The sequence below is a fragment of the gamma proteobacterium symbiont of Scutellera amethystina genome (genome assembly GCF_059730845.1).
This window is the reverse complement of the sequence record NZ_AP035935.1, coordinates 3,507,021-3,527,861: the sequence shown is the minus strand read 5'-3', so window position 1 is coordinate 3,527,861 and position 20,841 is coordinate 3,507,021. Positions and strand designations below refer to the sequence as shown.

20 protein-coding genes and 4 pseudogenes are annotated in these 20,841 nt (G+C 54.6%); 13 read left to right on the top strand and 11 right to left on the bottom strand.

The window, feature by feature from the left end; translation table 11 throughout:
- Nucleotides 1-34: 34 nt before the first annotated feature.
- A complete protein-coding gene (locus AC6I79_RS16675) occupies nucleotides 35-1,609 on the bottom strand; it encodes a TraI domain-containing protein (protein WP_498027441.1) in 1,575 nt (524 codons plus the stop codon).
- Nucleotides 1,610-1,815: 206 nt separating this feature from the next.
- Between AC6I79_RS16675 and AC6I79_RS16670 the strand changes: the two genes are divergently transcribed.
- Nucleotides 1,816-2,364: a hypothetical protein gene (locus tag AC6I79_RS16670; protein WP_498027440.1), complete on the top strand. Its 549-nt coding sequence runs from the start codon at nucleotides 1,816-1,818 to the stop codon at nucleotides 2,362-2,364.
- An 815-nt stretch (nucleotides 2,365-3,179) separates the two neighbouring features.
- Here AC6I79_RS16670 and AC6I79_RS16665 read toward each other — a convergent pair.
- Both AC6I79_RS16665 and AC6I79_RS16660 read right to left on the bottom strand, forming a co-directional pair.
- A complete protein-coding gene (locus AC6I79_RS16665; protein WP_059009433.1) occupies nucleotides 3,180-3,383 on the bottom strand; it encodes an Hha/YmoA family nucleoid-associated regulatory protein in 204 nt (67 codons plus the stop codon).
- Nucleotides 3,384-3,474: 91 nt separating this feature from the next.
- Nucleotides 3,475-3,894, bottom strand: a complete 420-nt coding sequence (locus AC6I79_RS16660) for a hypothetical protein (protein WP_059009436.1) — start codon at nucleotides 3,892-3,894, stop codon at nucleotides 3,475-3,477.
- Nucleotides 3,895-4,801: 907 nt separating this feature from the next.
- On the opposite strand from AC6I79_RS16660, the gene AC6I79_RS16655 reads away from it, so the two are divergent.
- Complete coding sequence (locus AC6I79_RS16655) at nucleotides 4,802-5,095, top strand: hypothetical protein (RefSeq protein ID WP_059009438.1); 294 nt, start codon at nucleotides 4,802-4,804, stop codon at nucleotides 5,093-5,095.
- A gap of 49 nt (nucleotides 5,096-5,144) precedes the next feature.
- Here AC6I79_RS16655 and AC6I79_RS16650 read toward each other — a convergent pair whose 3' ends face one another.
- The 5 genes from AC6I79_RS16650 to AC6I79_RS16630 all read right to left on the bottom strand — a co-directional run bounded on the left by AC6I79_RS16650 (nucleotide 5,145) and on the right by AC6I79_RS16630 (nucleotide 9,721).
- The gene (locus AC6I79_RS16650; RefSeq protein WP_254919464.1) at nucleotides 5,145-5,348 is read right to left on the bottom strand and encodes a hypothetical protein; all 204 of its coding nucleotides are present in this window, start codon (nucleotides 5,346-5,348) and stop codon (nucleotides 5,145-5,147) included.
- Between the two features lie 108 nt (nucleotides 5,349-5,456).
- Nucleotides 5,457-5,939, bottom strand: coding sequence for a MarR family winged helix-turn-helix transcriptional regulator (locus AC6I79_RS16645; protein WP_498012775.1), 483 nt, complete (start codon nucleotides 5,937-5,939; stop codon nucleotides 5,457-5,459).
- A gap of 190 nt (nucleotides 5,940-6,129) precedes the next feature.
- A complete protein-coding gene (locus tag AC6I79_RS16640; protein ID WP_088515988.1) occupies nucleotides 6,130-6,429 on the bottom strand; it encodes a hypothetical protein in 300 nt (99 codons plus the stop codon).
- Nucleotides 6,426-7,970, bottom strand: coding sequence for a methyl-accepting chemotaxis protein (locus tag AC6I79_RS16635; RefSeq protein WP_498027747.1), 1,545 nt, complete (start codon nucleotides 7,968-7,970; stop codon nucleotides 6,426-6,428). The genes AC6I79_RS16640 and AC6I79_RS16635 overlap by 4 nt, the downstream gene beginning before the upstream one ends.
- 566 nt (nucleotides 7,971-8,536) lie before the next feature.
- Nucleotides 8,537-9,721, bottom strand: a complete 1,185-nt coding sequence (locus AC6I79_RS16630; RefSeq protein ID WP_498027439.1) for a methyl-accepting chemotaxis protein — start codon at nucleotides 9,719-9,721, stop codon at nucleotides 8,537-8,539.
- A gap of 307 nt (nucleotides 9,722-10,028) precedes the next feature.
- Between AC6I79_RS16630 and AC6I79_RS16625 the strand changes: the two are divergent.
- Nucleotides 10,029-10,210, top strand: a pseudogene (locus AC6I79_RS16625) (glycoside hydrolase family protein); the annotation flags it as partial.
- Here the strand turns inward: AC6I79_RS16625 and AC6I79_RS16620 are convergent.
- On the bottom strand, nucleotides 10,138-10,296 hold the full coding sequence (locus tag AC6I79_RS16620; RefSeq protein WP_222986723.1) for a hypothetical protein: 159 nt from the start codon (nucleotides 10,294-10,296) through the stop codon (nucleotides 10,138-10,140). The pseudogene AC6I79_RS16625 and the gene AC6I79_RS16620 overlap by 73 nt on opposite strands.
- A gap of 80 nt (nucleotides 10,297-10,376) precedes the next feature.
- Between AC6I79_RS16620 and AC6I79_RS16615 the strand changes: the two genes are divergently transcribed.
- A complete protein-coding gene (locus AC6I79_RS16615; protein WP_498027438.1) occupies nucleotides 10,377-11,003 on the top strand; it encodes a recombinase family protein in 627 nt (208 codons plus the stop codon).
- 461 nt (nucleotides 11,004-11,464) lie between these two features.
- On the opposite strand, the gene AC6I79_RS16610 is transcribed toward AC6I79_RS16615, so the two are convergent.
- Nucleotides 11,465-11,758: a hypothetical protein gene (locus AC6I79_RS16610; RefSeq protein ID WP_153010132.1), complete on the bottom strand. Its 294-nt coding sequence runs from the start codon at nucleotides 11,756-11,758 to the stop codon at nucleotides 11,465-11,467.
- 255 nt (nucleotides 11,759-12,013) lie between these two features.
- On the opposite strand from AC6I79_RS16610, the pseudogene AC6I79_RS16605 reads away from it, so the two are divergent.
- The 3 pseudogenes from AC6I79_RS16605 to AC6I79_RS16595 form a co-directional block, all read left to right on the top strand.
- Nucleotides 12,014-12,943: pseudogene (locus tag AC6I79_RS16605) on the top strand (phage tail sheath protein); the annotation flags it as partial.
- A 375-nt stretch (nucleotides 12,944-13,318) separates the two neighbouring features.
- Nucleotides 13,319-13,850 (top strand): annotated as a pseudogene (locus AC6I79_RS16600) (IS6 family transposase); the annotation flags it as partial.
- Nucleotides 13,851-13,878: 28 nt separating this feature from the next.
- A pseudogene (locus AC6I79_RS16595) lies at nucleotides 13,879-14,273 on the top strand (C40 family peptidase); the annotation flags it as partial.
- Nucleotides 14,274-14,311: 38 nt separating this feature from the next.
- Here AC6I79_RS16595 and fhuE read toward each other — a convergent pair.
- On the bottom strand, nucleotides 14,312-16,489 hold the full coding sequence (fhuE, locus tag AC6I79_RS16590; RefSeq protein ID WP_498027437.1) for a ferric-rhodotorulic acid/ferric-coprogen receptor FhuE: 2,178 nt from the start codon (nucleotides 16,487-16,489) through the stop codon (nucleotides 14,312-14,314).
- Nucleotides 16,490-16,935: 446 nt separating this feature from the next.
- Here fhuE and AC6I79_RS16585 point away from each other — a divergent pair, with 446 nt between their 5' ends.
- From AC6I79_RS16585 to AC6I79_RS16560, 6 genes are all read left to right on the top strand, one after another.
- A complete protein-coding gene (locus AC6I79_RS16585) occupies nucleotides 16,936-18,027 on the top strand; it encodes a YncE family protein (RefSeq protein WP_059009451.1) in 1,092 nt (363 codons plus the stop codon).
- A 750-nt stretch (nucleotides 18,028-18,777) separates the two neighbouring features.
- Complete coding sequence (locus tag AC6I79_RS16580; RefSeq protein ID WP_059009452.1) at nucleotides 18,778-19,014, top strand: DUF2171 domain-containing protein; 237 nt, start codon at nucleotides 18,778-18,780, stop codon at nucleotides 19,012-19,014.
- A gap of 248 nt (nucleotides 19,015-19,262) precedes the next feature.
- On the top strand, nucleotides 19,263-19,520 hold the full coding sequence (locus AC6I79_RS16575; protein ID WP_059009454.1) for a hypothetical protein: 258 nt from the start codon (nucleotides 19,263-19,265) through the stop codon (nucleotides 19,518-19,520).
- A 286-nt stretch (nucleotides 19,521-19,806) separates the two neighbouring features.
- Nucleotides 19,807-20,058, top strand: coding sequence for a regulatory protein YcgZ (ycgZ, locus tag AC6I79_RS16570; protein ID WP_059009457.1), 252 nt, complete (start codon nucleotides 19,807-19,809; stop codon nucleotides 20,056-20,058).
- 165 nt (nucleotides 20,059-20,223) lie between these two features.
- A complete protein-coding gene (locus tag AC6I79_RS16565) occupies nucleotides 20,224-20,469 on the top strand; it encodes a hypothetical protein (protein WP_498027436.1) in 246 nt (81 codons plus the stop codon).
- Between the two features lie 100 nt (nucleotides 20,470-20,569).
- On the top strand, nucleotides 20,570-20,824 hold the full coding sequence (locus tag AC6I79_RS16560) for a biofilm development regulator YmgB/AriR family protein (RefSeq protein WP_222985823.1): 255 nt from the start codon (nucleotides 20,570-20,572) through the stop codon (nucleotides 20,822-20,824).
- Nucleotides 20,825-20,841 lie beyond the last annotated feature (17 nt).

Sequence of the window (20,841 nt, the reverse complement as noted above, 5' to 3'; positions counted from 1 at the left end):
TTTGACCTCAGTTTTATAAATGCTCCCCAGCCAGTCATTTCCTGGCAGAAAGCCATGTGCTGTCCGAAGGACAGCTCCCTTTTTTAAATAAAATGTCGGCATTAATCATATAGCCTGACACTTTTGTAAAACGACCGCTCTTATCCGGCGTATCGTATTGATGGTAATGGAATAACCCCTTACCATTTCGTGAATGGTGTACGTTCAGTGCCTCAAAACTTTTTTGTAGTCTGGCCTTATCCGTATCACTTACTCCTGCAGTCGTGGTGTAACGGTAAAAACAGGCCGGTGAGACCACAAAAACAAACTGCGCCAGAACGTGAAGCAGACTGTCCTTTTGATTTACGCTCAGCCTGCCGTCCTCAATGCTGTCCCTGATCCACTCAAGAAAGAGCACACCGGATTGTTCTCCCTTATCTTTCCTGTTTTCATCGGAATGAAACACCTCAGTTGTAATTGGCGTGGCTGGACGATTATCCGAAGAAGAATTATCCAATGCCGTAGCAGTTTTCCCTTCAGCCATTAAATCAAGCAATGACAGGAGATTCTCCGTATAGCCCTGCGTCTGCTCTTCTTCTCCCTTACTGATGGCGTTTTCTGCAGAAAGCAGGGCTTCCTCTGCTGTGAGTGCGGATTCCAGCACCAGTGAAGGAGCAGGCGGGACAATCTTCTCAGGCGACAACTCACTTTCCTGAGCAGAACTGTAGTCCAAAAATACATTTTTGATTGGCACTAAAATACCTTCAGCATTATCGAGACTGGACAATGAGTTAGGTTTTACTTCATATAATTTCGGGGGGGTATGGTCTGTTACAGATGTTATATTAACCAGAAGGGCCTGCTGCGGTTTTTGCCCGGACATTACGGTCTCATTTGAAAGACAGCAGCTGCTCAGGGCATCGTTCACAATACTGGTTAGTGTCCCGGCTTCGGCACGGCGTCCCGACAGAAAGAGCAGGAGTGTATCAGACAGAGCGGGCCAGCGCTGAAGCCACAACAGGGCCGTCTCAGGCAATAGTCTTAGCGCTACAAATACGCAGTTCATCTCGCCTGAGGGTTCAGTGGTCTGCCTGACCCGCCACTGATCTCCGGGCACGCTCAGGCCGGGATACCAGACCCGACCGTTCTTCAGAGCCCCCTCCACCTGCATAAGCCAGGGCAGATGATGGAACAGCCCGGCCCAGTATGCCGCACAGACCCAGCCGGGCGTTTGCTCAGCCTGTTCTTCAGGCGTGGCGCCTGCTGGAAGCATCATGCCGCGCACCAGCCTGACCGCACGCGCGGCCACGTTCAGGCTTAGTTCATTAAAACCTCCGGGACCAGAGTACGGGCCGGACCAGGCAGCCGGGCAGGCCTGCACCCGTGCCGCCATCTCCTCCAGAGGCCTGAGCCACCAGGCTTCAGTGACTTCCTTTGAAAGCGGACTGTTTTCTGTCAGCACCCGGATAAGACGACGGTACTCGTTTGTCTGAAGCTGCGCACTGCCCGTCAGAGCTGGGTGCCAACTACCATCAGCAACAGGCCGGGGGGATGTGTCGCCCTTAGATAGTCCCTCTACGTGCTGGTTTTCCTGTCTGCCCCTGCCTGTTAACCAGTTAAGTCCAATCACCGTCACCTCCGCCGTAATATGCCTGCTGAATATGACGCTAAGCTAAAAGCTCTCCGGACAATTTCAACCGGAAACCCGTAACCGTCTCTGACAGAAATCCTGCTTGTTAAAATGTTCAGAAGTGGTTTCAGATTTTCAGGGTGATCTGGTAACACCGTGATGCTTTCCTGCATACCTCTGATTACACCGGTATCGCGAACCATCGTATGCAGCAATTCTTTGTTTTGTTTTTTTTTATGATCTGGCTGGCACTGTGCGGGGCGATGAGCCTGAGTTTCACCCTCCAGGGCACATCCACCGGGTTTTATCTGGTATGGGTGCTGCTGTTCCTTCTTCCCTTTCTCCTTCGCCCGCTCGCATGGGCAGAGCGGCAGTTAAGACCGGCGCTGACGCTGATCCGCCATCGTCGCAGTCGGGCGTGGGTGCACCTCGCCCCTTGGCAGCCCACCACAGATCTGACGCCAGAGCGGGTCCATCAGTTCTGGCAATGCGTGAAGGCGTCAACCCGACAGGCTCTGGAAAAGTACCACATCGTTATCATCTCCTCGCACCTTCTGACCGACATTCGTGCTCGCCGGATGCTGGCCTGTATCGCTGAAGGTGGGCTTACCGTCCATCACCGCACTTACCGTATCCCTTTTACACCAGCGATGAGGGCGCTGATGCAGCTGGAAATTCTCTTCCGGCAGTGGCGCTGGCGCACGGAATTCCGTAGGGAATGGCCCGTGCTGATACTACGGCGTAAATCTTCCTAGTCGGAAAAATAATTTCGGGTGTTAGGGCATTTAGGGAATGTACACACTGACTACACACATGCATTCGAATTGAACGATCATGTGCAGTCCTTCATTCCATAGGCTGTTAATATGAAAAAAATTCTCTCCATTATGACCCTTTTAATAACGCTAACCTGCTGCAGCGGCAATAACCTCACAAGCTATCTCAACCCTGTCAGTCAGCAACCGGTAACAGGCGACGAAGAGTCGGCAACACGCAATAATATGGTGTGAAAGTCTGGCCCGGTTCCTGTTGATACGGCTGCTATGAACCTTAAACAGCATTACGGGTTTGTATCGGAAATCTATCTCTCTGCGCACGTAACAGCTGTCAGGGTAATGCAGGCTGGTCAGCATCGGCGATCGCTGAAGGCACCAGTTGGCAGGCACAGCCGGGTATGGCCATAGGCTGCTGGCCATGCTCATCAAAGCCTGAAACAAGCCCGTTACGGTTAAGGTAGATGCCGGACATGGCTAGGCTCAGGCGTAGCTGCCTGCGGTCGCTCCACCCGCTCTCTGCCAACATCTGATATATCCAGCAGGTAAGCTTGACCACGTGCAGCGCGTGCTGCCGCCGGAACAGGTCGTTCTGAGCCTTCAGGTTGCCGTTACCGGCCCGCCAGGGGTAGTCCGGCTGGCCGGGAAGGTCGGCGTGCAGCCCTTTCTCACGGCCCTCCCGCAGCAGCCTGTTGATATCGCTGGCCAGCTCCTTCGGAAATTGCCGCTACTTATCAACCATCGCCAGCTAAACGGCCGAGAGAGAGCCGCACTATGAGAACGGCGCCAGAAGGAGATTACTTTACGTACTGCCAGATGTGCCTGGGTACCCGGTCAAACAGCTTGCCAGCGGCAAGCTCGGCCTTTCGATGGTCATAAGCCGACGTCATCGCAAATTCTTCATCAGGGTCGCCGGTATAGCTCAGGTGCTCATAAACCCTCTCCAGCGTTTCCAGATTCTGGTATCGCCGGAACTTTAGCAGCCATTCGGTACGGTTCATCCATATTCCACATGTTAATTAAGAGTCAGCGAAGGAGCCGGATAATGAGACTATCCGGCAAAAATAAAAACTGGCAATAAGCTGATTTACCTTACTTTTTCGATAAACAGCATCGGTACTCGGCGGTAAATAACTCAACGGCCGCAGCGGAAAACATCAGCTGGCTGCCGTAAGATTTGATAGCCACGGGCAGGGCAATGCCCCGGAGCGGTTTTCCGGCACTGGCAGCCTGCCAGAGTGCCAGCGGCGCGATACCGGCCTGGCGAGCGAATGCGTCCAGTGATACCAGCGGCTCATCGGCATCCGGAGCAGAGGGTACAGATGAACGCGTCTGCCACTGCTTTAAGAAGGCTACAGCCTCCTCCTGCAGGAACATCACGGCAGCGCCGCGCACCTGACGACGTCGGGGGAGAGTAAAGCCTGCCAGCACCCCGTCCGTGCGCGTCGCCTGTAGCAGGTCGCCCGGCCGGATGCCGAGCATCTCGGCAAAGAGATCCAGTCGAATATACATGTCTTACCTCTTTCTGGTGTGTGAAAGGCAGTCCATCGCGGGTCCCGGGCATAAATGCTACGGTGACTGAGATTAATCCTGGGTGGAAAAGTATAGATGCCACAGGAGAGACCGCCAGACCAGTACGTGGATGTCACACAACGTAACAACAATTTCAGTTATTCAGCAGGTGCCATGGACCCGCTATGACGCCTGCTGAACATGAGAATAAACAGTATCTTCAGGCGCCTGCCAGCGGCTCCGCAATTAACATCGCGGACAGGCTCTGCTCATGCGTCATATCATCGGGCAGGAGCAACTCTATGCCGAGGCAAGGGGGGCTAGCGTTTACGCCGCAGTGCCGGAAGCCCGCAGGCGACCGCTTAACGCAATCATCGACCGGAGCACGTCCGGTAGGCTGACTGATCTCCTTTGAAGCCATCAGCTACGTCAACCAGAGCATGTTCGGGCAGGGGGCGGTTGCCGCCAACGCCCTGCTGCGCATGATCAGCGTATGGTTTGCTCTCTCCGGGGGCAGCTGTGGTGCCGCTCGCATAACGACGGGCACTCCGGCCTGAAGGTTACGCAAGCGAACCAGCAGAAATGATAGAGCCGGCCGGGTATTACATTACATCAGGAAAAAAAACCGCCGGCGGCGGGAAAATTCGTTACGGGAAACATCTCATATAATTCTGACATCTGAAAAAAATCAATTTCATCATAAGGTTAGTATTATATACTGACAGTTCAGGGAGGCAACCAGCGGAACGGTTGCGCATGCGGAGGGATGATACGCCCTGCCGGACGGTGCATTAATTTCAGGTTGAACATACCGTGGCAGAGGCTACCATTGGTGGCAGAGTTCTCCGGCAGATACCGGCAAGGCCGGCATCTGCCCTGACTGAAACCAGGAATGTGGTGCAACGTAATGTACAGAACAGAAGATGAAAAACGGGCCGACACGAAGCTCGGTGAGGCGGTGCTTTTTTTACTCAGAGAGAAAGAACCGGTTAATGAGATAACGCTGCTCCTCCGGCTGCAGCAGATGCTGATGACGGAAAAGGATGCCGGCTGCAGAAAGGCAACCTTTTCCGCCATCCGCGAAGCCGAAGGGGCATTACGCAGGCAGCATCAGGACGGTGCCGCCGGCCGCGTCCTGAACCGGACAGATGACCCGGAACGGGCTGACGTAACCGTCCCGGGTGCAGCGTTCAGGCACTGATTCACCGGCCATCCGGCTGTGTGTCAGCCGGTGGCCTGCTGAGTCCGCATCATCCATCCGTGTCTCCGGCGACGACGCGGATCGCTCGATCGTAAAGCTTTTTACGCCCGTCCACCGACCGCGCGGCCTCCTGCTCCAGGACGGTCAGGATCTGCTGCATGCCCACCTCTTTTCCTGACTTCAGCAGGGCCGAGACGGCCTGACCTATTACTGACGCAATGCTTTCCGTATTATCCGGACTGTCGCTACCCAATTCATACTCCTGACGCACAACTGGTGTCGTGCTTATATCGCCGGGAACGACGTCATTCGGGTCACCCGGCGGGGTTATGATGTTTCCCGCACCCGGCGAGAAGCGGTATCATGTGCGGGCACGCGCCAGCTTTTCCCGCAGCGCGGCGACCCGGCTGGTCAGCTCACCCAGCTCATCACAGGCCGTATCCATCACCGACACCATATCCGCGGGCACGCCGGCGGCCGTTATCTTCAGCCGGCGGCCCTGCTCCGTCAGGAAAACCAGCACGCGCCGCTCATCATGCTGCATGTCGCGCTGCCGGCAGATAACGCCGATCTTCTCCAGACGCTTCAGGAGCTGGCTGAGCGTGCCGGAGTCCAGCCGTACGCGCGCGCCGACCTCGGAGACCGTCAGGCCATCCTTTTCCCACAGCACCAGCAGCACCAGGTACTGCGGATAGGTCAGGCCCAGCGGCTTCAGCCGGGGCTGATAGAGTTTCGTCATGGCAAGGGATGCCGAGTAAAGCGCAAAGCACAGAAACTGGTCAATGGTTTCAGGTGCCGCTGCGGCAGGAACCGCATCGCAGTTTGCTGGAATGTCATCTTTCATATCATCACGTTTTCCGGATGGGGCCGGGTGCGGCGTGACAGCATGCACCGGCCAGCGGTTCAGGGCGCCGGACACGCTTCTGTCAGTCAGTCTGCCTCACCGGCCGGACAGCAGCGATTCTGCGCCCCATCAGGGCGCGCACAGTATTGGGTCAGATTAAATTGATGTCAACGTGAAGCGGCTGGCCGGTTCAGCGCGTGGCGGCCGCACAGCGCATAAAGTTGTTTATCACCATAATCATCCGGCCTACTGCTATCAGGTCTGCGGTCAGCAGCAGATCCGTGCGGACCATCCGGTCCATCAGGACCCGGTCGTTCATCTGTGCCTGGATTCTGGCATAGAGGGCTGTCAGGTGCACCCAGTTGTTGGCAAACGTGTCTATGCTAAGGTATTCCCCCTCGCTGAGCTGCCGTAACAGCGCGTCCACGTCGGCCTTAAGAGAGGTGATCCGGTCCGGGCCGGCGAATACAGTATCGCTATCGTACGTCATACGCGGAAGGTCTCCACCATGCCGAGCAGGGCACGGGCCTGCTCTGACAGCGACTGCGATGCCGAAGAGGACTCTTCCACCAGGGCGGCGTTATTCTGCGTCACTCCGTCCATCTGACTGACGGCGATGCTGACCTGAGAGATACCCTGCATCTGCTCGCCGGAGGAGAGGGAAAGGCTGTCCATGGCGTCTGCCAGCTCGCCCACCATGCTGACAACCCTCAGGATACTCTCTCCCGTGCCGGCGGCCGCGGCCACGCCGCCTTCGACCTGGGAAACGGCCTGTTCAATCAGCAGCTTGATGTCCCGCGCCGCGCTGGCGCTGCGCTGGGCAAGTGACCTGACCTCCCCCGCCACTACGGCAAACCCCCGGCCCTCCTCGCCGGCGCGTGCGGCCTCTACGGCCGCATTGAGCGCCAGAATGTTGGTCTGGAAAGCAATGCCCTCAATGACCGAGGTGATGTCCCGGACCCTGACCGCGCTCAGCGAGATCTCGTTCATGGTCTCCGACATGCGCTGCACGTCAGCCTCACCCGCGCGGGCCAGCGAGGCGGTTTCGCGCGCCGTGCCCGCAGTCTGGTGCGCACCGGCCGCGTTGCTTTTCACCGTGGCGGTCAGCTGCTCCATGCTGGCTGCCGTCTCCTGCAGGGCGGCAGCCTGCTGCTCAGTGCGCGAGGAAAGCTCGGTATTTCCCTGCGAAATTTCGTCTGCGGCGAGCGCCACCGAGGCGGACGCATCCTTAATCTGCGACACCAGTCCGCGCAGGTTAGCCTGCATGCCTTCCAGCGAGGCAAGCAGGCTGGAAGTATCGCCGCGGCGCAGCGTGACCGGAGAGGTCAGGTCACCGGCGGCGATGGCGGCGGCCAGCGCGCGGGCCTGAGCAGGTTCACCGCCCAGCTGGCGCATCAGCATGCGGACGAGCAGATAACAGGTTGCCACCGACAGCAGAACGGACAGCAGGGCCAGGCCCGACAGGATAGCGGCCGTCCGGGCGGTGCGGGCACTATTTTCAGATACCGTATCCCGGCTCAGCTGCATCTCAATGTCCGTCAGGTCATCAAGGGGTGTCAGTAAAGCCTTCTGCGCCGGCCGGGCGGTGGCCATCAGAAACGCGGTAGCCTCCTGCTGGCGGTTATCCAGCCCCAGCTTTCCGGCCGTCATCAGGGTGGAAAGTGCGGCTCCCTCCGCTGAAAGCACTTTCTCCAGGGCAGCCTTCCCCTGAGCGGTAACGTTGCCGGACATGCTTCTTTGCAGTTGCTCACGATTACGGATATACGCATCACGCTGAGCAGTCAGGCGCTGCCACTCGGGCTGCATCTGTGCCGGGTCAGACAGCAGGGCCAGGTTGCGCGCGGCAATCGCCATGTCGCGCACGCCGTTCCGTATGTCCACGACCAGTGCAAAGCGCTTCATCTTCACGTCGACGGTGTCGTTCATCCCCTCCCTGGCCTGCCACAGTGCGTGAACGGCGATAGCTGTGCACAGGATAAAAAGCAGGATAAGCAAACCAAATCCTGCGCTGAGGCGTGTTGAAATTTTCATCAGTTCTCCGGGAAACATTTGTTTGGTGAAGGGGGTATCGGCAGAAAGCGTTGATTCAGTAGGATTGAGCGCAACAAAATTGCACGCAATATAGTTTTTCACTGTCGTGGCAGGCAACCACATCACCTGAATATCCTGCTGCGCACGGTAATAACACCCGTCAGCGGATGGTCCCGGCATGCCTGAGCCGGTCAGGCCGACACCGGGTAAATGTTCCATAGACCCTGCTTAGCCGGGCGTGCCGTGACGCACCGGCAGGGCTCGTTCAGCCCGCCCGGCTAAAGGCTATGCAGCCTTTCTTGCCGGTAAAGTGCTGCTGGCACCGAAAACCGTAACCGGACCGGATGCAGTCAGATCGGTTGCACGCTCTGCGGAAACCGGCTGGCTGAAGAGGTAACCATGACCTGTCTGCCGGCAACACATCGCCTGAGCCCCGCCCCGTTCGTAGTAGGACTTACCTCACTGCATCTGCAAAAGCAGCCTCTCGGGTCATTAATGGGATCCCGCACCTACTAACAGGGCAGAGCAGGCGGCTGGCTGATATGAACACACATAATGCCGGACGATCAGCGTATGTCTGATTTGTCAGTGTCCGCAGCAAAACTTTTTATGCGCATCTGCAGGCGGGAAATCTGCCCGGTGATGTCAGCTGTTCTTTCGGCCAGCCCCCTGATAGCGCTGGCGATAACAGAAAATCCCCTGCCGTGTATTCCGGCCCTTGCGGCTTCAATACTTGCGTTGAGCGAAATGAGTTTAATTTGCGCTGCAATGCTTCCGTTTTCAGATACCAGTTCCGCAATTTCTTTAGCGGTTTCAGCTGTCTGGATATTCCGCCTGATTTCACTTTCTTCGTGCTGCAGCCGGTCTTTACGCCCCTGAATGTCAATAAGCGCACCGACAGCACGCAGTGGCGTCCCGTCTGCCGCGCGCTTTGTCTGGCCCCGGGCCTGAAACCACCGGTATTCCCCGCTGCGCAGTTTAAGGCGATACTCGATATCAAAACCGGTTTTACCGCTGAAGTCCATGAGATGGCTGACAAACGCGTCAAGCGCAGCCTGTTTATCTTCCGGATGAAGGCGTGATGCCCAGCTTTCCATTACGTCCGGAAACTCTTCAGTCGTTTCAAAGCCAAGCAGCTTTCTGAATTGCGGTGACCACCAGAATACGTTGTCCGGGTTGAGCGGATTTCCACCGATAATATCGAGGTCCCAGAGTCCGTCGTTAAGCATTTCCCGGGACAGGTCAAAGCGTGTGGATACGATATCGAAAAGGCGGGCCTGCTCGATTTCTTCCCCGATATTTTCAATAGTGCCAACCAGCCGGGGCGGCGTAAAGTCTGCGCTGTACTGAGCCCGGAGAAGGAACCATTGAGAATTATTTGCATCTGTTTTAATACGGCATCGTAGGGGATTACCGACGACACTGTGGCTGACAGCATAATGAATGAAACTTCTGAAAGCGTCTCTGTGATCCGGATGAACCCTCTGCACCAGCGAGGCGAGTCCAAATTCCTTCTGAGAAGACAATCCTAAAAGACGACGGGCCGAAGGTGAGAAGAAAGCGGGCGAATCAGTCCGCAGGTCAGGTGCCTCAGTGTACCACACGCACGTCTGATTGATATTCATCAGACATTTCAGCAGCAGAGTGTCGCTGTTATCTGCGCAAACCGTTTCAACAGCCGGTATTGCAGATGTGATTGTATCAGCCCTTTTTACGGCAGGCGCTTTTTTTAATAATTTCCGGAACATCATTTCTCCTGGTCAGCGTAATGAGGCACAAAATATGCTTCAGGCGCTATATCGGCGTGTGATGACGAAAATTCAGTCAACCGACGAAATGTTTCTGGACGTGCGACGTAAAAAGTCGCTTCAGTAATTGTTCCGCTGAGAAATCAGAGAGGAACCTGATGTTCCGTCATCAGTAGCCTACTGGCACATGCAGGATCGGCAACGGGCCTGTGTGAAGCTGCCAGAACAAGGTAGTCCGGACTTAGGCCGCGCGGATACCGTGAGGTGAAGCGTTACCTGTGAGCATCAATACGGGTGGGACGCCAGGTTGGGCGTCATTCCCGGCAAGACGATCACCGAGCGGCAGGCGGCGGGCAACTTCACCACCAACGTGTTACGCGTCGAGGCGGCACTGGCGCGCTGCGTGGCGCGCAGCAGGTTTACGACGCGCTGGTGTCGCTGGCGTTCAACGTCGGCACCGGCAACGCCTGCGGCTCAACCATGGTGACCTTTGCACCATTGATGATAAGCGGCAGTATCGCATAACCCGGCCATGCCATTACGCCGGTCGCAACCCCCGCTTTTGCGATATCGTCCAAACCGAGGTTTAGGCGAATCAATGGCCTGGCCCGTGATGGCCTGGACTGGCACACTCACGCCCATTTGCGGAGATTGCAGCGTGCTGATTGGCTACATCAGGGTATCAACAAATGACCAGAACACGGATTTACAGCGGATTGCGCTTCAGAGCGCAGATTGTGAGCTGATTTTCGAGGACAGGATCAGCGGAAAAACCCGTGTTCGCCCCGGACTGAAAAAGGCGCTGCGTTGCCTGCAGGCCGGGGACACGCTGGTTGTTTGGAAGCTGGACAGGCTCGGGCGCAGCATGCGTCATCTGGTCATGCTGACGGAAGAACTGCGTGAACGCGGCGTTAATTTCCGCAGCCTGACCGACAGCATTGATACCAGCACGCCGATGGGGCGCTTTTTCTTTCACTTGATGGGGGCGCTTGCGGAAATGGAACGCGAGCTGATCGTAGAGCGAACCCGCGCTGGGCTGGCAGCTGCGCGGGAAAAAGGGCGCGTTGGGGGCCGCCGGCGGGTGATGAAAGCGGACGTGACAGCCAGGGCTGAGCGGATGCTGGTTCAGGGGGCAACAATGCTGCAGGTTTCACTGATGCTGGAAGTGTCAGTCAAAACACTATACCGCTATATTCCGGCGGCAAGACTAAGAGAGCTTAAGGACGAAAGCATTACAGATAAAAAAACGCCGCAACCTGACCAGGTATGTCGGGCGGAAAAATAAAGAAGTGAAATTCGCGACAGGATAAATCGCTGTGAGAGAATACCATTACTGCACAAATGGATAATGATTTGTTTGAATCGCGAAGATAAAGAACTTAACTGTCAGTAATGTGATTATTTCAGGGGCAAAAAAAACCGCGCTGGAGGGCGCGGCAGCAAACTAAAATGAAAACACAATTTCTTATTCAGGTAGGTAAATATAACCGGTTTAACGGCATCGTCAAGGTGATGCAATGTTTTGAGAGGGTACACTACGCAGGATATCGGGTTACGGCAGGTGAGATGTCTCGCTGACAAATACCCCATTGCATGATTTGCGGGCGAGTTGATATGACAAGACTAAACACTGTCGAACTGATTTACTGGGCAAAAAAAACCGCGCCAGCGCGCGGATAATATGGGGTAACGAAAACGTCGATTTTATTAGAATGCCTACCAAGGCTAGTCTGTAGACTGGAAGCGTCAAGGGAAGCGGTTGCTGTCCTTTCGCGGCCTTCCAGGACGAAATGGCCGTGACTCACCGGCGGCACGCTGCTTTTCCTGCTCAATCTCTTTATCGTGTTTCTCAAGTAATTCCCGGCCCTGCTTCGTCAGCCTGTAGCGTTCCTTTTCCCTGAGCCACTCCTCACAGTGAAAATATTCAGCGAGGCCCATTGCCACCAGTTCTTCCCTTATAACAGGCCTGATACGCGCGGGAACCGAGCCTCTTTCCTGCAGTAGGGACAACAGGCGGTAATGTTTCGGGGCCAGTTTCATCGTTATTCTCCCGTTTAACATTTCCCTCATAGTTAAAGTATTGAAGAGGGTTATCAATCGGATTCAGGGGGAATAATCCCTGATTCGGTCCATTCTTAATTTGTACCAGCGGGTACGGCAGTTACTCCGGAGTCGCGGATAATTGTGTGAGCCCTCACACAACACTACTCAGATGCGCCATCTGCAATGAGGCACGACCATAGCGGAACCCCTTAACAGGAGAACCGCCAAACGGCACAGGATTATCATCACGGCGTGCGCGTTGAGGAAATCAACGAGGGCACCCGAACCATTACCACCGTCAGTACAGCGATCGTCGGGCTGGTCTGCACCGGCGACGACGCCGACCCGGCAACGTTCCCGCTTAACCGACCGGTGCTGCTGACCGGCGTACTCACCGCCAGCGGCAAGGCGGGCGAATCCGGCACGCTGGCCCGATCGCTGGACGCTATCGCCGACCAGTCCAAACCCGTCACCGTCGTGGTGCGCGTGCCGCAGGGCGAGACTGAGGCGGAAACCTCCGCGAACATCATCGGCGGCGTCACCGACGGCCAGCGCACCGGTATGAAAGCGTTGCTGGCCGCGCAGTCGGTGTGCGACGTAAAGCCGCGCATCCTCGGCGCGCCTGGGCACGATACGCAGGCCGTTGCAACCGAGTTGCTGAGTGTGGCGCAGAGCCTGCGCGGGTTTGCGTACCTGTCCGCCTACGGCTGCAAAAGCGTGGAGGAGGCGATCGCTTACCGCGCCAACTTCAGCCAGCGCGAAGGGATGCTGATCTGGTCGGACTTCATCAGCTTTGACACCGTACTGAAGCAGGACGCCACGGCCTACGCCACCGCCCGCGCGCTGGGCCTGCGCGCCAAAATCGACGAACAAACCGGCTGGCATAAGTCGCTCTCTAACGTCGGCGTGAACGGCGTGACCGGTATTTCAAAGGACGTATTCTGGGATTTACAGGATCCGGCTACCGACGCGGGCCTGCTTAACCAGAACGACGTCACCACGCTTATCCGCAAAGACGGCTACCGCTTCTGGGGTTCCCGCTGCCTGAGCGACGATCCGCTGTTTGCGTTTGAATGCTACACCCGCACCGCGCAGGTGCTGATGGACACCATGGCCGAGGCGCAGATGTGGTCCGTTGACGGCCCGCTGAACCCGTCGCTGGCCCGCGACATTATCGAGGGTGAATGGCATGACCAACATAAGTGAACTACTGTGAATCGCCGTTAACATTGACAAGCCAAAGATGCTGACAGGCTTGAACCAAAAGGTACGCAATCGGCTGCTCTTTTGTCGAGTGAGAGCACACGGACATCACGATTGCCGATGAAGAGGCAGGGTCTGACCCATTCTGTTACTGAAGTGAAACACGGTAAGCCCGTACTTCTGCCCACGCTGGCAAGCCGACCGCAAGGGAGGCTGATGGAGGTGCGGGTACAGGAAGGTGGAGAAAGCGAATGCTGCCCTGTAACCGGGCAGAAAGGGGTTGAGCTTCCGGGCGACATTACCCCACGCGAAAGCGGGCGGACTTCCACTGGGTCTTTCTTTACGGGACAGCATTCCGGCTTCTGTTCATGGCATCTGGATGAAACTTATATCAAAGTGAATGGCCGGTGGGCTTATCCGTACCGGGCCGTTGACAGCAGGGGCCGCACTGTCGATTTTTACTTTTCGCCGCATCGCAATACGAATGCCGCTTACCGGTTTCTGGGTAAGATTTTAAACAACGTAAAACAGTGGAAGATCCCGCGCATCATCAGTACAGACAAAGCACCGACTCCCCCGGGCACTGGCGTTACTGAAACGTCAAGGGAAATGCCCGCCGGAGGTGGAGCACCGGCAGATCAAATACCGGAACAACGTTATCGAATGCGGTCATGGCAAGCTGAAACGGATAATCAGCGCCACGCTGGGGTTTAAATCGATTAAGACAGCTCACGCCACGATAAAAGGGATTGAAGTGATGCGCGCGCTGTGCAAAGGCCAGGCTGAGTCATTCTACTTCGGCCATCCTCTGGGTGAAATGCACTTAGTAGCCAGAGTGTTTGAAATGTGGGCCTTTATCATCGGCCAGAAGGCATATCAACTTTAATATTTGCAACAGTGCCATTTAATCCCCATTACACGATCAGATGCACTCATGGGAAGGCACCAAATACCAGTGGGGTCGAACGCAATTAACGGGGGTGATTGCTCGGGATTCGTCTGGCGCACGTTAAAAGATCGTTTTAATATTCCGATGGATCGTGTCACCACCAAAGAATTAATCGCCATGGGTCAGCCGGTTGATCAGTCACACCTGCAACCCGCTGATTTAGTGTTCTTTAGTATCAAACATGAGTTATACGTCGGCTTTTATGACACCGATCATCAATTCCTTCACGCTTCGGTTAGCCGGGGCGTGATGCGCTCATCCCTGAATAATCCGTACTGGAAATCGGTTTATTTAGAAGCGTGGCGTTCACCGCGTGAGCAGAATTCGCAGATCAGTTTTAATTATAAAAACAAGGTCTGATGTCAAAAATCCCCGGCTTAGCACCGGGGATTTTTCAATCAAAACTGATAAGAGACACTCACCGAGAAGTTACGCGGTTCACCGTAAACATAGTTGTTCATATAGGTGTAGTACTCGCGGTCAAATAAATTATCGACGTTGGCCTGCACCGCAACTTGTTTGGTGACCTGATAACGCGCAAACAGGTTGGCCAGCGGATAGCTGCCCTGATACACACGCTGCGTACTGCCTTCTGGTGCGCTGACATCTTCAAAGGTACGGTTCTGCCAGTTGATGCCGCCGCCAATGGTCAGGTCTGGCAACCTCGGTACCTGGTAGCGCGTAAACAGTTTGAAGTCGGTTTGCGGCTGATCCGGGTTATATCGCCCATCACTGTCGCGTGCCATGTAACGTGTGGCACCGAAGGTCAGTTGCAGGTTATCGGTCAAGGCCCCGTTTAGCTCAAACTCTGCCCCCTTACTGCGCGCGCCCTTAGTGGCGTAGTACGCTTGCTCGCTACTGTTATTAACATAAACGCCGTCAATAGCCGTACCGACATTCTCTTGCTGGATGCGGAATACCGCGACGGTAGCCGTCAGGCGACCATCAAACCACGCTGATTTCAGGCCCGTTTCGTAACTTTTCCCGGTAACTGGCGACAGGTAATGACCTGAGGCGTCGCGGTAAGTCTGGGGCTGGAAGATCGAGGTGTAGCTGGCATAGGCTGACCAGGTATCGTTGATGTCATACACCAAACCGGCATACGGCGTCGTATTGCTCTTGGTCATATTGCCACTGCTGCCGTTGGTACTCCACTCGGTGTAGCGCGCCCCAATAATCAGTGACAGTGGATCAGCCAGCGAGAAGCGCGCGGCGGTGTAGGCGGATTTCTGACGGATCACGTCATTGGCGTTGAGATACCAGCCTTGCCACTGCGGTTCAGCGATATTGCCGGTCCAGTTGTTATTAAAAGCCCCCATGTCGGCTGACGTAATGTCGTATTCATCCAGATCGGTGACGCCATCCTGACTGTAGGTTTGGTTATGCTGACGGCTGTAGCTTACACCCGCCATGAGCTGATGTTGACGTCCAAACAACTCAAACGGACCGCTGGCATAGCCATCAACGGAAGTTTGTTCACGTTTACCGCGATCGAGGCTGCCGTAACCGGTCACCCCTTCACCCGTGGTTTCATCCGGGAAGGCGCTGTAGATATTGAGCAGTTTATCGCTAAAGGTATTTTTCGCATGCGTGCCGTTAACATGAATGCTCCAGCCATTGTTGAAGTTATGCACCAGGTCGGCATACAACTTCTGCACTTCAGTGTGGTAATAAGTCCAGTCGGCGGCGGAGTTGAGACTGCGGTTGTAATGCGTCAGTGATCCATTGCTGTAGAACACTGGTAAGCCGCCCCAGGTAGGATCACGCGTGTCGGCTTTCTCATAGTCATAACCCAGTGAAAGCGTGGTGTGTTCGGTAAGGTCGGCATCAACGACGCCATACAGGAACTTCTTGTTTTTATGGTAACGGTCTAACCAGCTGTCCTGGTCCTGATAACCCGTTACAACACGTCCGCGCAACGAGCCGTTACTGTTCAGCGGGCCCGCAATGTCAGCCACATAGCGCTGCTTATTCCAACTGCCGTAACTGGCACTGACGCTACCGGTGAATTCTTTGCTGTCGGCGTGCTTACGCACCATATTCACCGACGCTGATGGGCTGCCCGCACCAGTCATCAGTCCGGTCGCACCACGTACCACTTCGATACGATCATAAATCGCGGTATCAGAGGCGGCATCACCGTAGTTCCAGCTGTCACCCACCGACGTGGGGATGCCGTCAAAGGTGAAGTTGGTGATTTTAAAACCGCGTGAATAATATTCTGAACGTTCTGAGTCGACCAGGTTACTGGTGATGCCGGTGGTGTTATTCAAAACATCGGTGACGGTTTGTAATTGCTGGTCCTGCATACGCTGCTGAGTCACCACACTGACCGATTGCGGCACATCGCGCGGCGTCAGTAACAACTTGGTGCCAGCACGCGTGGTTTTCACCGCATAATCCTGCTTCTCATTATCTCCGCTGTTGTCGCTGGTGATGGCATTAACCACCAAATCCTGCTGCGTGTTATCTGCCGCCTGTACTATGCCTGGATTGAGAAGGGTATGTACTGCCATCGCCAAAAGCGACACGCTATACGTTTTTCGGATGCCTGAATCCCTGCCTTTCGAAGACATAATTATTTCCGTGGTCAATGATTGTTATGTAAAGCCATCAGGCTTCAGTTGTTATGTTTGCGCCTGAATTTACCCCCCATAGAAAAGGGGCAGGTGCGGCGTATTCCTGTTTACGAACGCCAATGATAATCATTTGCTTTATAGAATCTCGCAATGATTCAACCTGAAGTGTAATAATGTGTAAATAACAACGAAATCAGTGTGATGGATGCGTTCATAACCCGTTAGTTGCTGGCGTTTTCATTTTTGTTACGGGAATAAACAGGAACTTTGCGGTAAATGGTGCGGCAGATGCAGTGAACATTTTTTCTGTTTGAAAGCGGGAGAGCAGAGAAATCCACGTGAATATTTGCCTCCTTCATCTTAATGCGTATGATTCTCATTCTTCTTATATTTTCCGCTCGTTAGATACGGTCGGAGCCGTTCATCCATTGATGGAGTACTGCATGAAATCGTTGTTTAGTCCGCGCAAAGCCGCTGTTGCCATGGCGGTTGCTGCTGCATTTAGTCTGACTGCTTGTCAGGCGCCTGCTAAAAAAGCCGAAGCCCCTGTTGCTGAAACCGCTAAACCGGTTGATACCGCCGTGACACAGCGTGTCCTGGGTGATGGCCTGTATGAGATGGTTTACTCACAGGACTCAAAAGGGCTGTTTGTCGCCAGCGCGCAGAGCTTTAAGGATGTGAATGGCGGTGTTATCTATCGTCTGGACCCAGCAACCCTGGCGACTGAAGGCGAGACTCACACCGATCTGAAAAACTTTGGTGCGGCAATCGATGAACAAGGCAGTGTGTTCTACACCACTAACTCATTGGATGGCGCAATCTCTAAGGTTGATGCCCAGAGTGGCAAAGTGCTGGCACGTCTGGTGTTCCCAGGCAAAATCAGTAAAGAAGGTTATCCGGCGGGCGCCCGTGAAGTGCTGTGGCACGGCAACGAATTGTACGTGGGCCGCGTTGCCGATCCAGGTTACATCTCGGTGGTTGATACGAAAACCTTCAAGCTAAAAACCGAGATCAAAAATGCCGGTAAATGGGTAACGGGCCTGATCTATTCCCCGGTCACTGAGCGCATTTATGCCGCCAATGGTTCTGGCGAAATTTTGGTGATTAACCCGCGCACCCACAAAATCGAGAAGCGTTGGACGGCGGGTGACGGTAAAGAGTATCTGTTCCTGAACATGGCAGAAGATCCTGCCACTGGCCGTCTGTTCATCACTGACGATTCCAAAGGAAAAGCGACACTGGTACTCGACGAGCACACCGGCAAAGTGGTCAAACGTATTGAAGGTGACTCGCTGGGCATCAAATTCAACGCGAAGCGCAACGAAATCTACATCAGCCAGCGTGAATCGAAGAAAGTGCTGCAGCTGGATGCCACCACTTACGCGGTGAAAAACAGCTGGTCGTTTGATCAGAATCCTAACAGTCTGCTGATTGGCCCAGACGACAACACCCTGTATGTGACCCTGAAAGCGGAATTTAATAAAGACTCTTCTACAAAAGGCGCTGACGGCATCGCGCGTATTGCGTTGAAGTAACAGTTATGAAAAGGGCGGCGAAAGCTGCCCTGATGCTTGCTGTTAAGCGCTTTTTGGTCACAACACTACGAAGATCGTGCGAAGTTTTCGTAAGGTGCGCATTTAGGCACTGTTGCAAATATTAAAGTTGATATGCCTTCTGGCCGATGATAAAGGCCCGCATTTCAAACACTCTGGCTACCAGGCGCATTTCACCCAGAAGATGATGTCGCGCTGAAAATGCCCGCCTTTAAATACATTCATGGGGTGCGTCACTGGTGAAAATGGGAAGAAAGTTTATCAGCGCCGCTGATCTTTGCAACAGAGCCGAAAATACAGTGCGACACCTTTAATCATTTTTGCAGCGTTCAGAACGCTGGAAATCAGGTTACCTAATCCATCCACCGGCAGTAATTCTGGCCAGAAAAAGTATGGTTGTCTGTGGAAGAGTGGCACAGGGCAGATTAACCGTATTCATAAAGAGTCCGGGAAGTGCCAGGGGAATAATTCAACGATTTTCCTTAACTGAGTCTGGATCTAATCCAGCCGGCGCTTTCATCATGGCACCGGGTAAACAGTTGTCAGACCGGCCTCTGCAGCCTCGCGGCTGAAAGGCGGGACAGAGGTATGCGCCATACACTGCGATGAGGAAGATGTTTCATTATGTTAATTTCTTGACGCCAGACACATTAATAACCCACGCTTTAAAAGCATACCCAGCATGATGACTGGGTTAATTTATCATTTACCAGACGTTATTAAGGATTAATTATGGTTGATAAAGCAGAAGTTCTGGACCATGCTCAGGTAGTGGACGTTAACGGCGAGCACGTGGGTGTTGTTGACCACTTCGAGGGTGATGACAAAATTAAGCTGGCGAAAAGCGACCCGGAAGCCGGCGGTCAGCATCACATCATCCCCTTCAGCTGGGTTAATGAAGTGGACGACAATAAAGTCATTCTTTCCAAATCTAAAGATGAAGTTGAAAGTGAGTGGCAGGCTGTGTAACGAAACGCCGCGGCTGTTATGCCGCGGCTAATTTTTAAAGCGTTATTGTATTGACCGCATATTCCCCTGGTACTGAACACATCAGTTTTTCTCACGCATTTATATTCTGTTCTACACCCGGCGACTCCGCCACACAAAACCAATACTTTATTTCTTATCCATATGACAGATTTTTCTTCTGGGGAAGGCGCCTTCTCCGTCTACATTCAGTCCTGAGGTTGTTATTTTCCCGAGAAGGAGGATTTGCTGTGTTCTATCACGACGATGAGAAAGGCCATCTCATTATCGGAGAGGCAGCGGTCAGCCTGGCGAGCGCCGGCCAGGACAGTACGGTAGGGTCCCTGAGAAAGGAGCTCGCCGTGATGGCCGAAGCTGACGTCAGCGACGAGAAGCTTGCGGAAATCTTTGATGCCAGACGCTGGCTGCAGGGTTTCCGTCAGTACGGCAGTCGCGAGCAGGCTGAGCTGCACTGGATGACGATGACGGGTCAGGAAAACGACGGTTAGAACGACCTGGAACGCAGAACGGCTCTGGCCGGGACACGACGATGAAAAGCCAGCCTCGCATCGGGCGCGCTGTGCGCGTGCCGGCCGGAGAAACTGTCAGGGATGCCCCCCCTCCGCCCTTCGTAAGATAAGTTATTTATCCTCATGATTTATAATGATTAGCATTTTTTGCTAAAAAATTCATTTCACCGTCAAAAATATTTCTGTACAGGTTTTTATTTTTTGTATAACTTTCCGCGCATCATCACCCGATGACATTTTAACCATTATCTCGAGAGAAATGACTATGCGCCAGAACAGCATGCAACCTGATAATGCGGGAGACATTGCCCGTTATTTCACTGACGCCCAACTCCCTTCGCAGCAGGCCATGCTGGGGCAGATCGTGGTGGAAATCCTGCGCAGCGGCGCCGCCCTCAACCGGCCGGCCATCTGCGCAAAGCTCGTACGTCGCCTGGAGCTCGCGGGCAGCGCAGAAGAGGAGCAGCTCTGCCGCACGCTGATTGGCCTGCTGTTTGGCCGGGAAGAGCCTCTCTGAATCAGGTATCTGCCCACAGCAGTGCCTTCTCCGGCGTGGATATCACATCCGGTCATGCATGCGGATGTAACGTCAGCCAGCCGCGTCAGCGGCGGCAGGTACAGGAAAGCGTCCCTTTACTGACACCCGGGAAGTGGTATGTACAGAAACAAAACTGAAATGCTTATGGACCACGTTATCGGTGAGGCCGTCCTCGGTCTGCTCAGCGAGAATGCACCGGTATCGGGTGCAACGGTTGCCGTCAGGCTGATCGAAATGGCCGCGCGTGAAACGCATCCCGACAGGGCTGAGGCCCTGAAACTGGCGCTTGATGAGGTCAGTGCGGCGCTTCCTGGCGCCCGGCTCGTACAGAGTCCGGAGTCGCTGTTTATGACAGAGGATACGCCTCCGCCAGGCACGCGCCGGCACTGACCGGTAACGTATCTCCGCCACGGGCGGAGGCAGAACGGAGTCTGAAGACAGCCCGGGCGCCGGCGGCGCCCTTCTCTTTATCTGTCCCGGATGATGGGTTATGCAGCAGAACAAAACCGAAGAAGAAATTCTCAGTGTAATTAATCAGCGCGGCGATCAGCTGGCCGCTGAATCAGAAATCATCAGCGCGGTATTTGCACGCCTGAAGGCTCAGGGCGGACGCGTGCTGCGAAAGGACGTGATACTCAGCCTGATAGCAGAGCTGGAGAGCACCTCTGACGTCGTCAGGCTCGATGTACTGCGCGGCGCGCTGGAGATGGTTGTGGGGTATTCGCGAGAGGAAGAGGACGCTTAGTCCGGTTCGGCAATGAA

What these genes read in the sequence shown, in the direction of transcription:
- AC6I79_RS16670 (WP_498027440.1), top strand. Translation starts at nt 1,816, where the DNA reads ATGCAGCAATTCTTTGTTTTGTTTTTTTTTATGATCTGGCTGGCACTG.
- AC6I79_RS16665 (WP_059009433.1), bottom strand. Translation starts at nt 3,383, where the DNA reads ATGAACCGTACCGAATGGCTGCTAAAGTTCCGGCGATACCAGAATCTG.
- AC6I79_RS16660 (WP_059009436.1), bottom strand. Translation starts at nt 3,894, where the DNA reads ATGTATATTCGACTGGATCTCTTTGCCGAGATGCTCGGCATCCGGCCG.
- AC6I79_RS16655 (WP_059009438.1), top strand. Translation starts at nt 4,802, where the DNA reads ATGTACAGAACAGAAGATGAAAAACGGGCCGACACGAAGCTCGGTGAG.
- AC6I79_RS16645 (WP_498012775.1), bottom strand. Translation starts at nt 5,939, where the DNA reads ATGAAAGATGACATTCCAGCAAACTGCGATGCGGTTCCTGCCGCAGCG.
- AC6I79_RS16640 (WP_088515988.1), bottom strand. Translation starts at nt 6,429, where the DNA reads ATGACGTACGATAGCGATACTGTATTCGCCGGCCCGGACCGGATCACC.
- AC6I79_RS16635 (WP_498027747.1), bottom strand. Translation starts at nt 7,970, where the DNA reads ATGAAAATTTCAACACGCCTCAGCGCAGGATTTGGTTTGCTTATCCTG.
- AC6I79_RS16630 (WP_498027439.1), bottom strand. Translation starts at nt 9,721, where the DNA reads ATGATGTTCCGGAAATTATTAAAAAAAGCGCCTGCCGTAAAAAGGGCT.
- AC6I79_RS16610 (WP_153010132.1), bottom strand. Translation starts at nt 11,758, where the DNA reads ATGAAACTGGCCCCGAAACATTACCGCCTGTTGTCCCTACTGCAGGAA.
- fhuE (WP_498027437.1), bottom strand. Translation starts at nt 16,489, where the DNA reads ATGTCTTCGAAAGGCAGGGATTCAGGCATCCGAAAAACGTATAGCGTG.
- AC6I79_RS16585 (WP_059009451.1), top strand. Translation starts at nt 16,936, where the DNA reads ATGAAATCGTTGTTTAGTCCGCGCAAAGCCGCTGTTGCCATGGCGGTT.
- AC6I79_RS16580 (WP_059009452.1), top strand. Translation starts at nt 18,778, where the DNA reads ATGGTTGATAAAGCAGAAGTTCTGGACCATGCTCAGGTAGTGGACGTT.
- ycgZ (WP_059009457.1), top strand. Translation starts at nt 19,807, where the DNA reads ATGCGCCAGAACAGCATGCAACCTGATAATGCGGGAGACATTGCCCGT.
- AC6I79_RS16565 (WP_498027436.1), top strand. Translation starts at nt 20,224, where the DNA reads ATGGACCACGTTATCGGTGAGGCCGTCCTCGGTCTGCTCAGCGAGAAT.
- AC6I79_RS16560 (WP_222985823.1), top strand. Translation starts at nt 20,570, where the DNA reads ATGCAGCAGAACAAAACCGAAGAAGAAATTCTCAGTGTAATTAATCAG.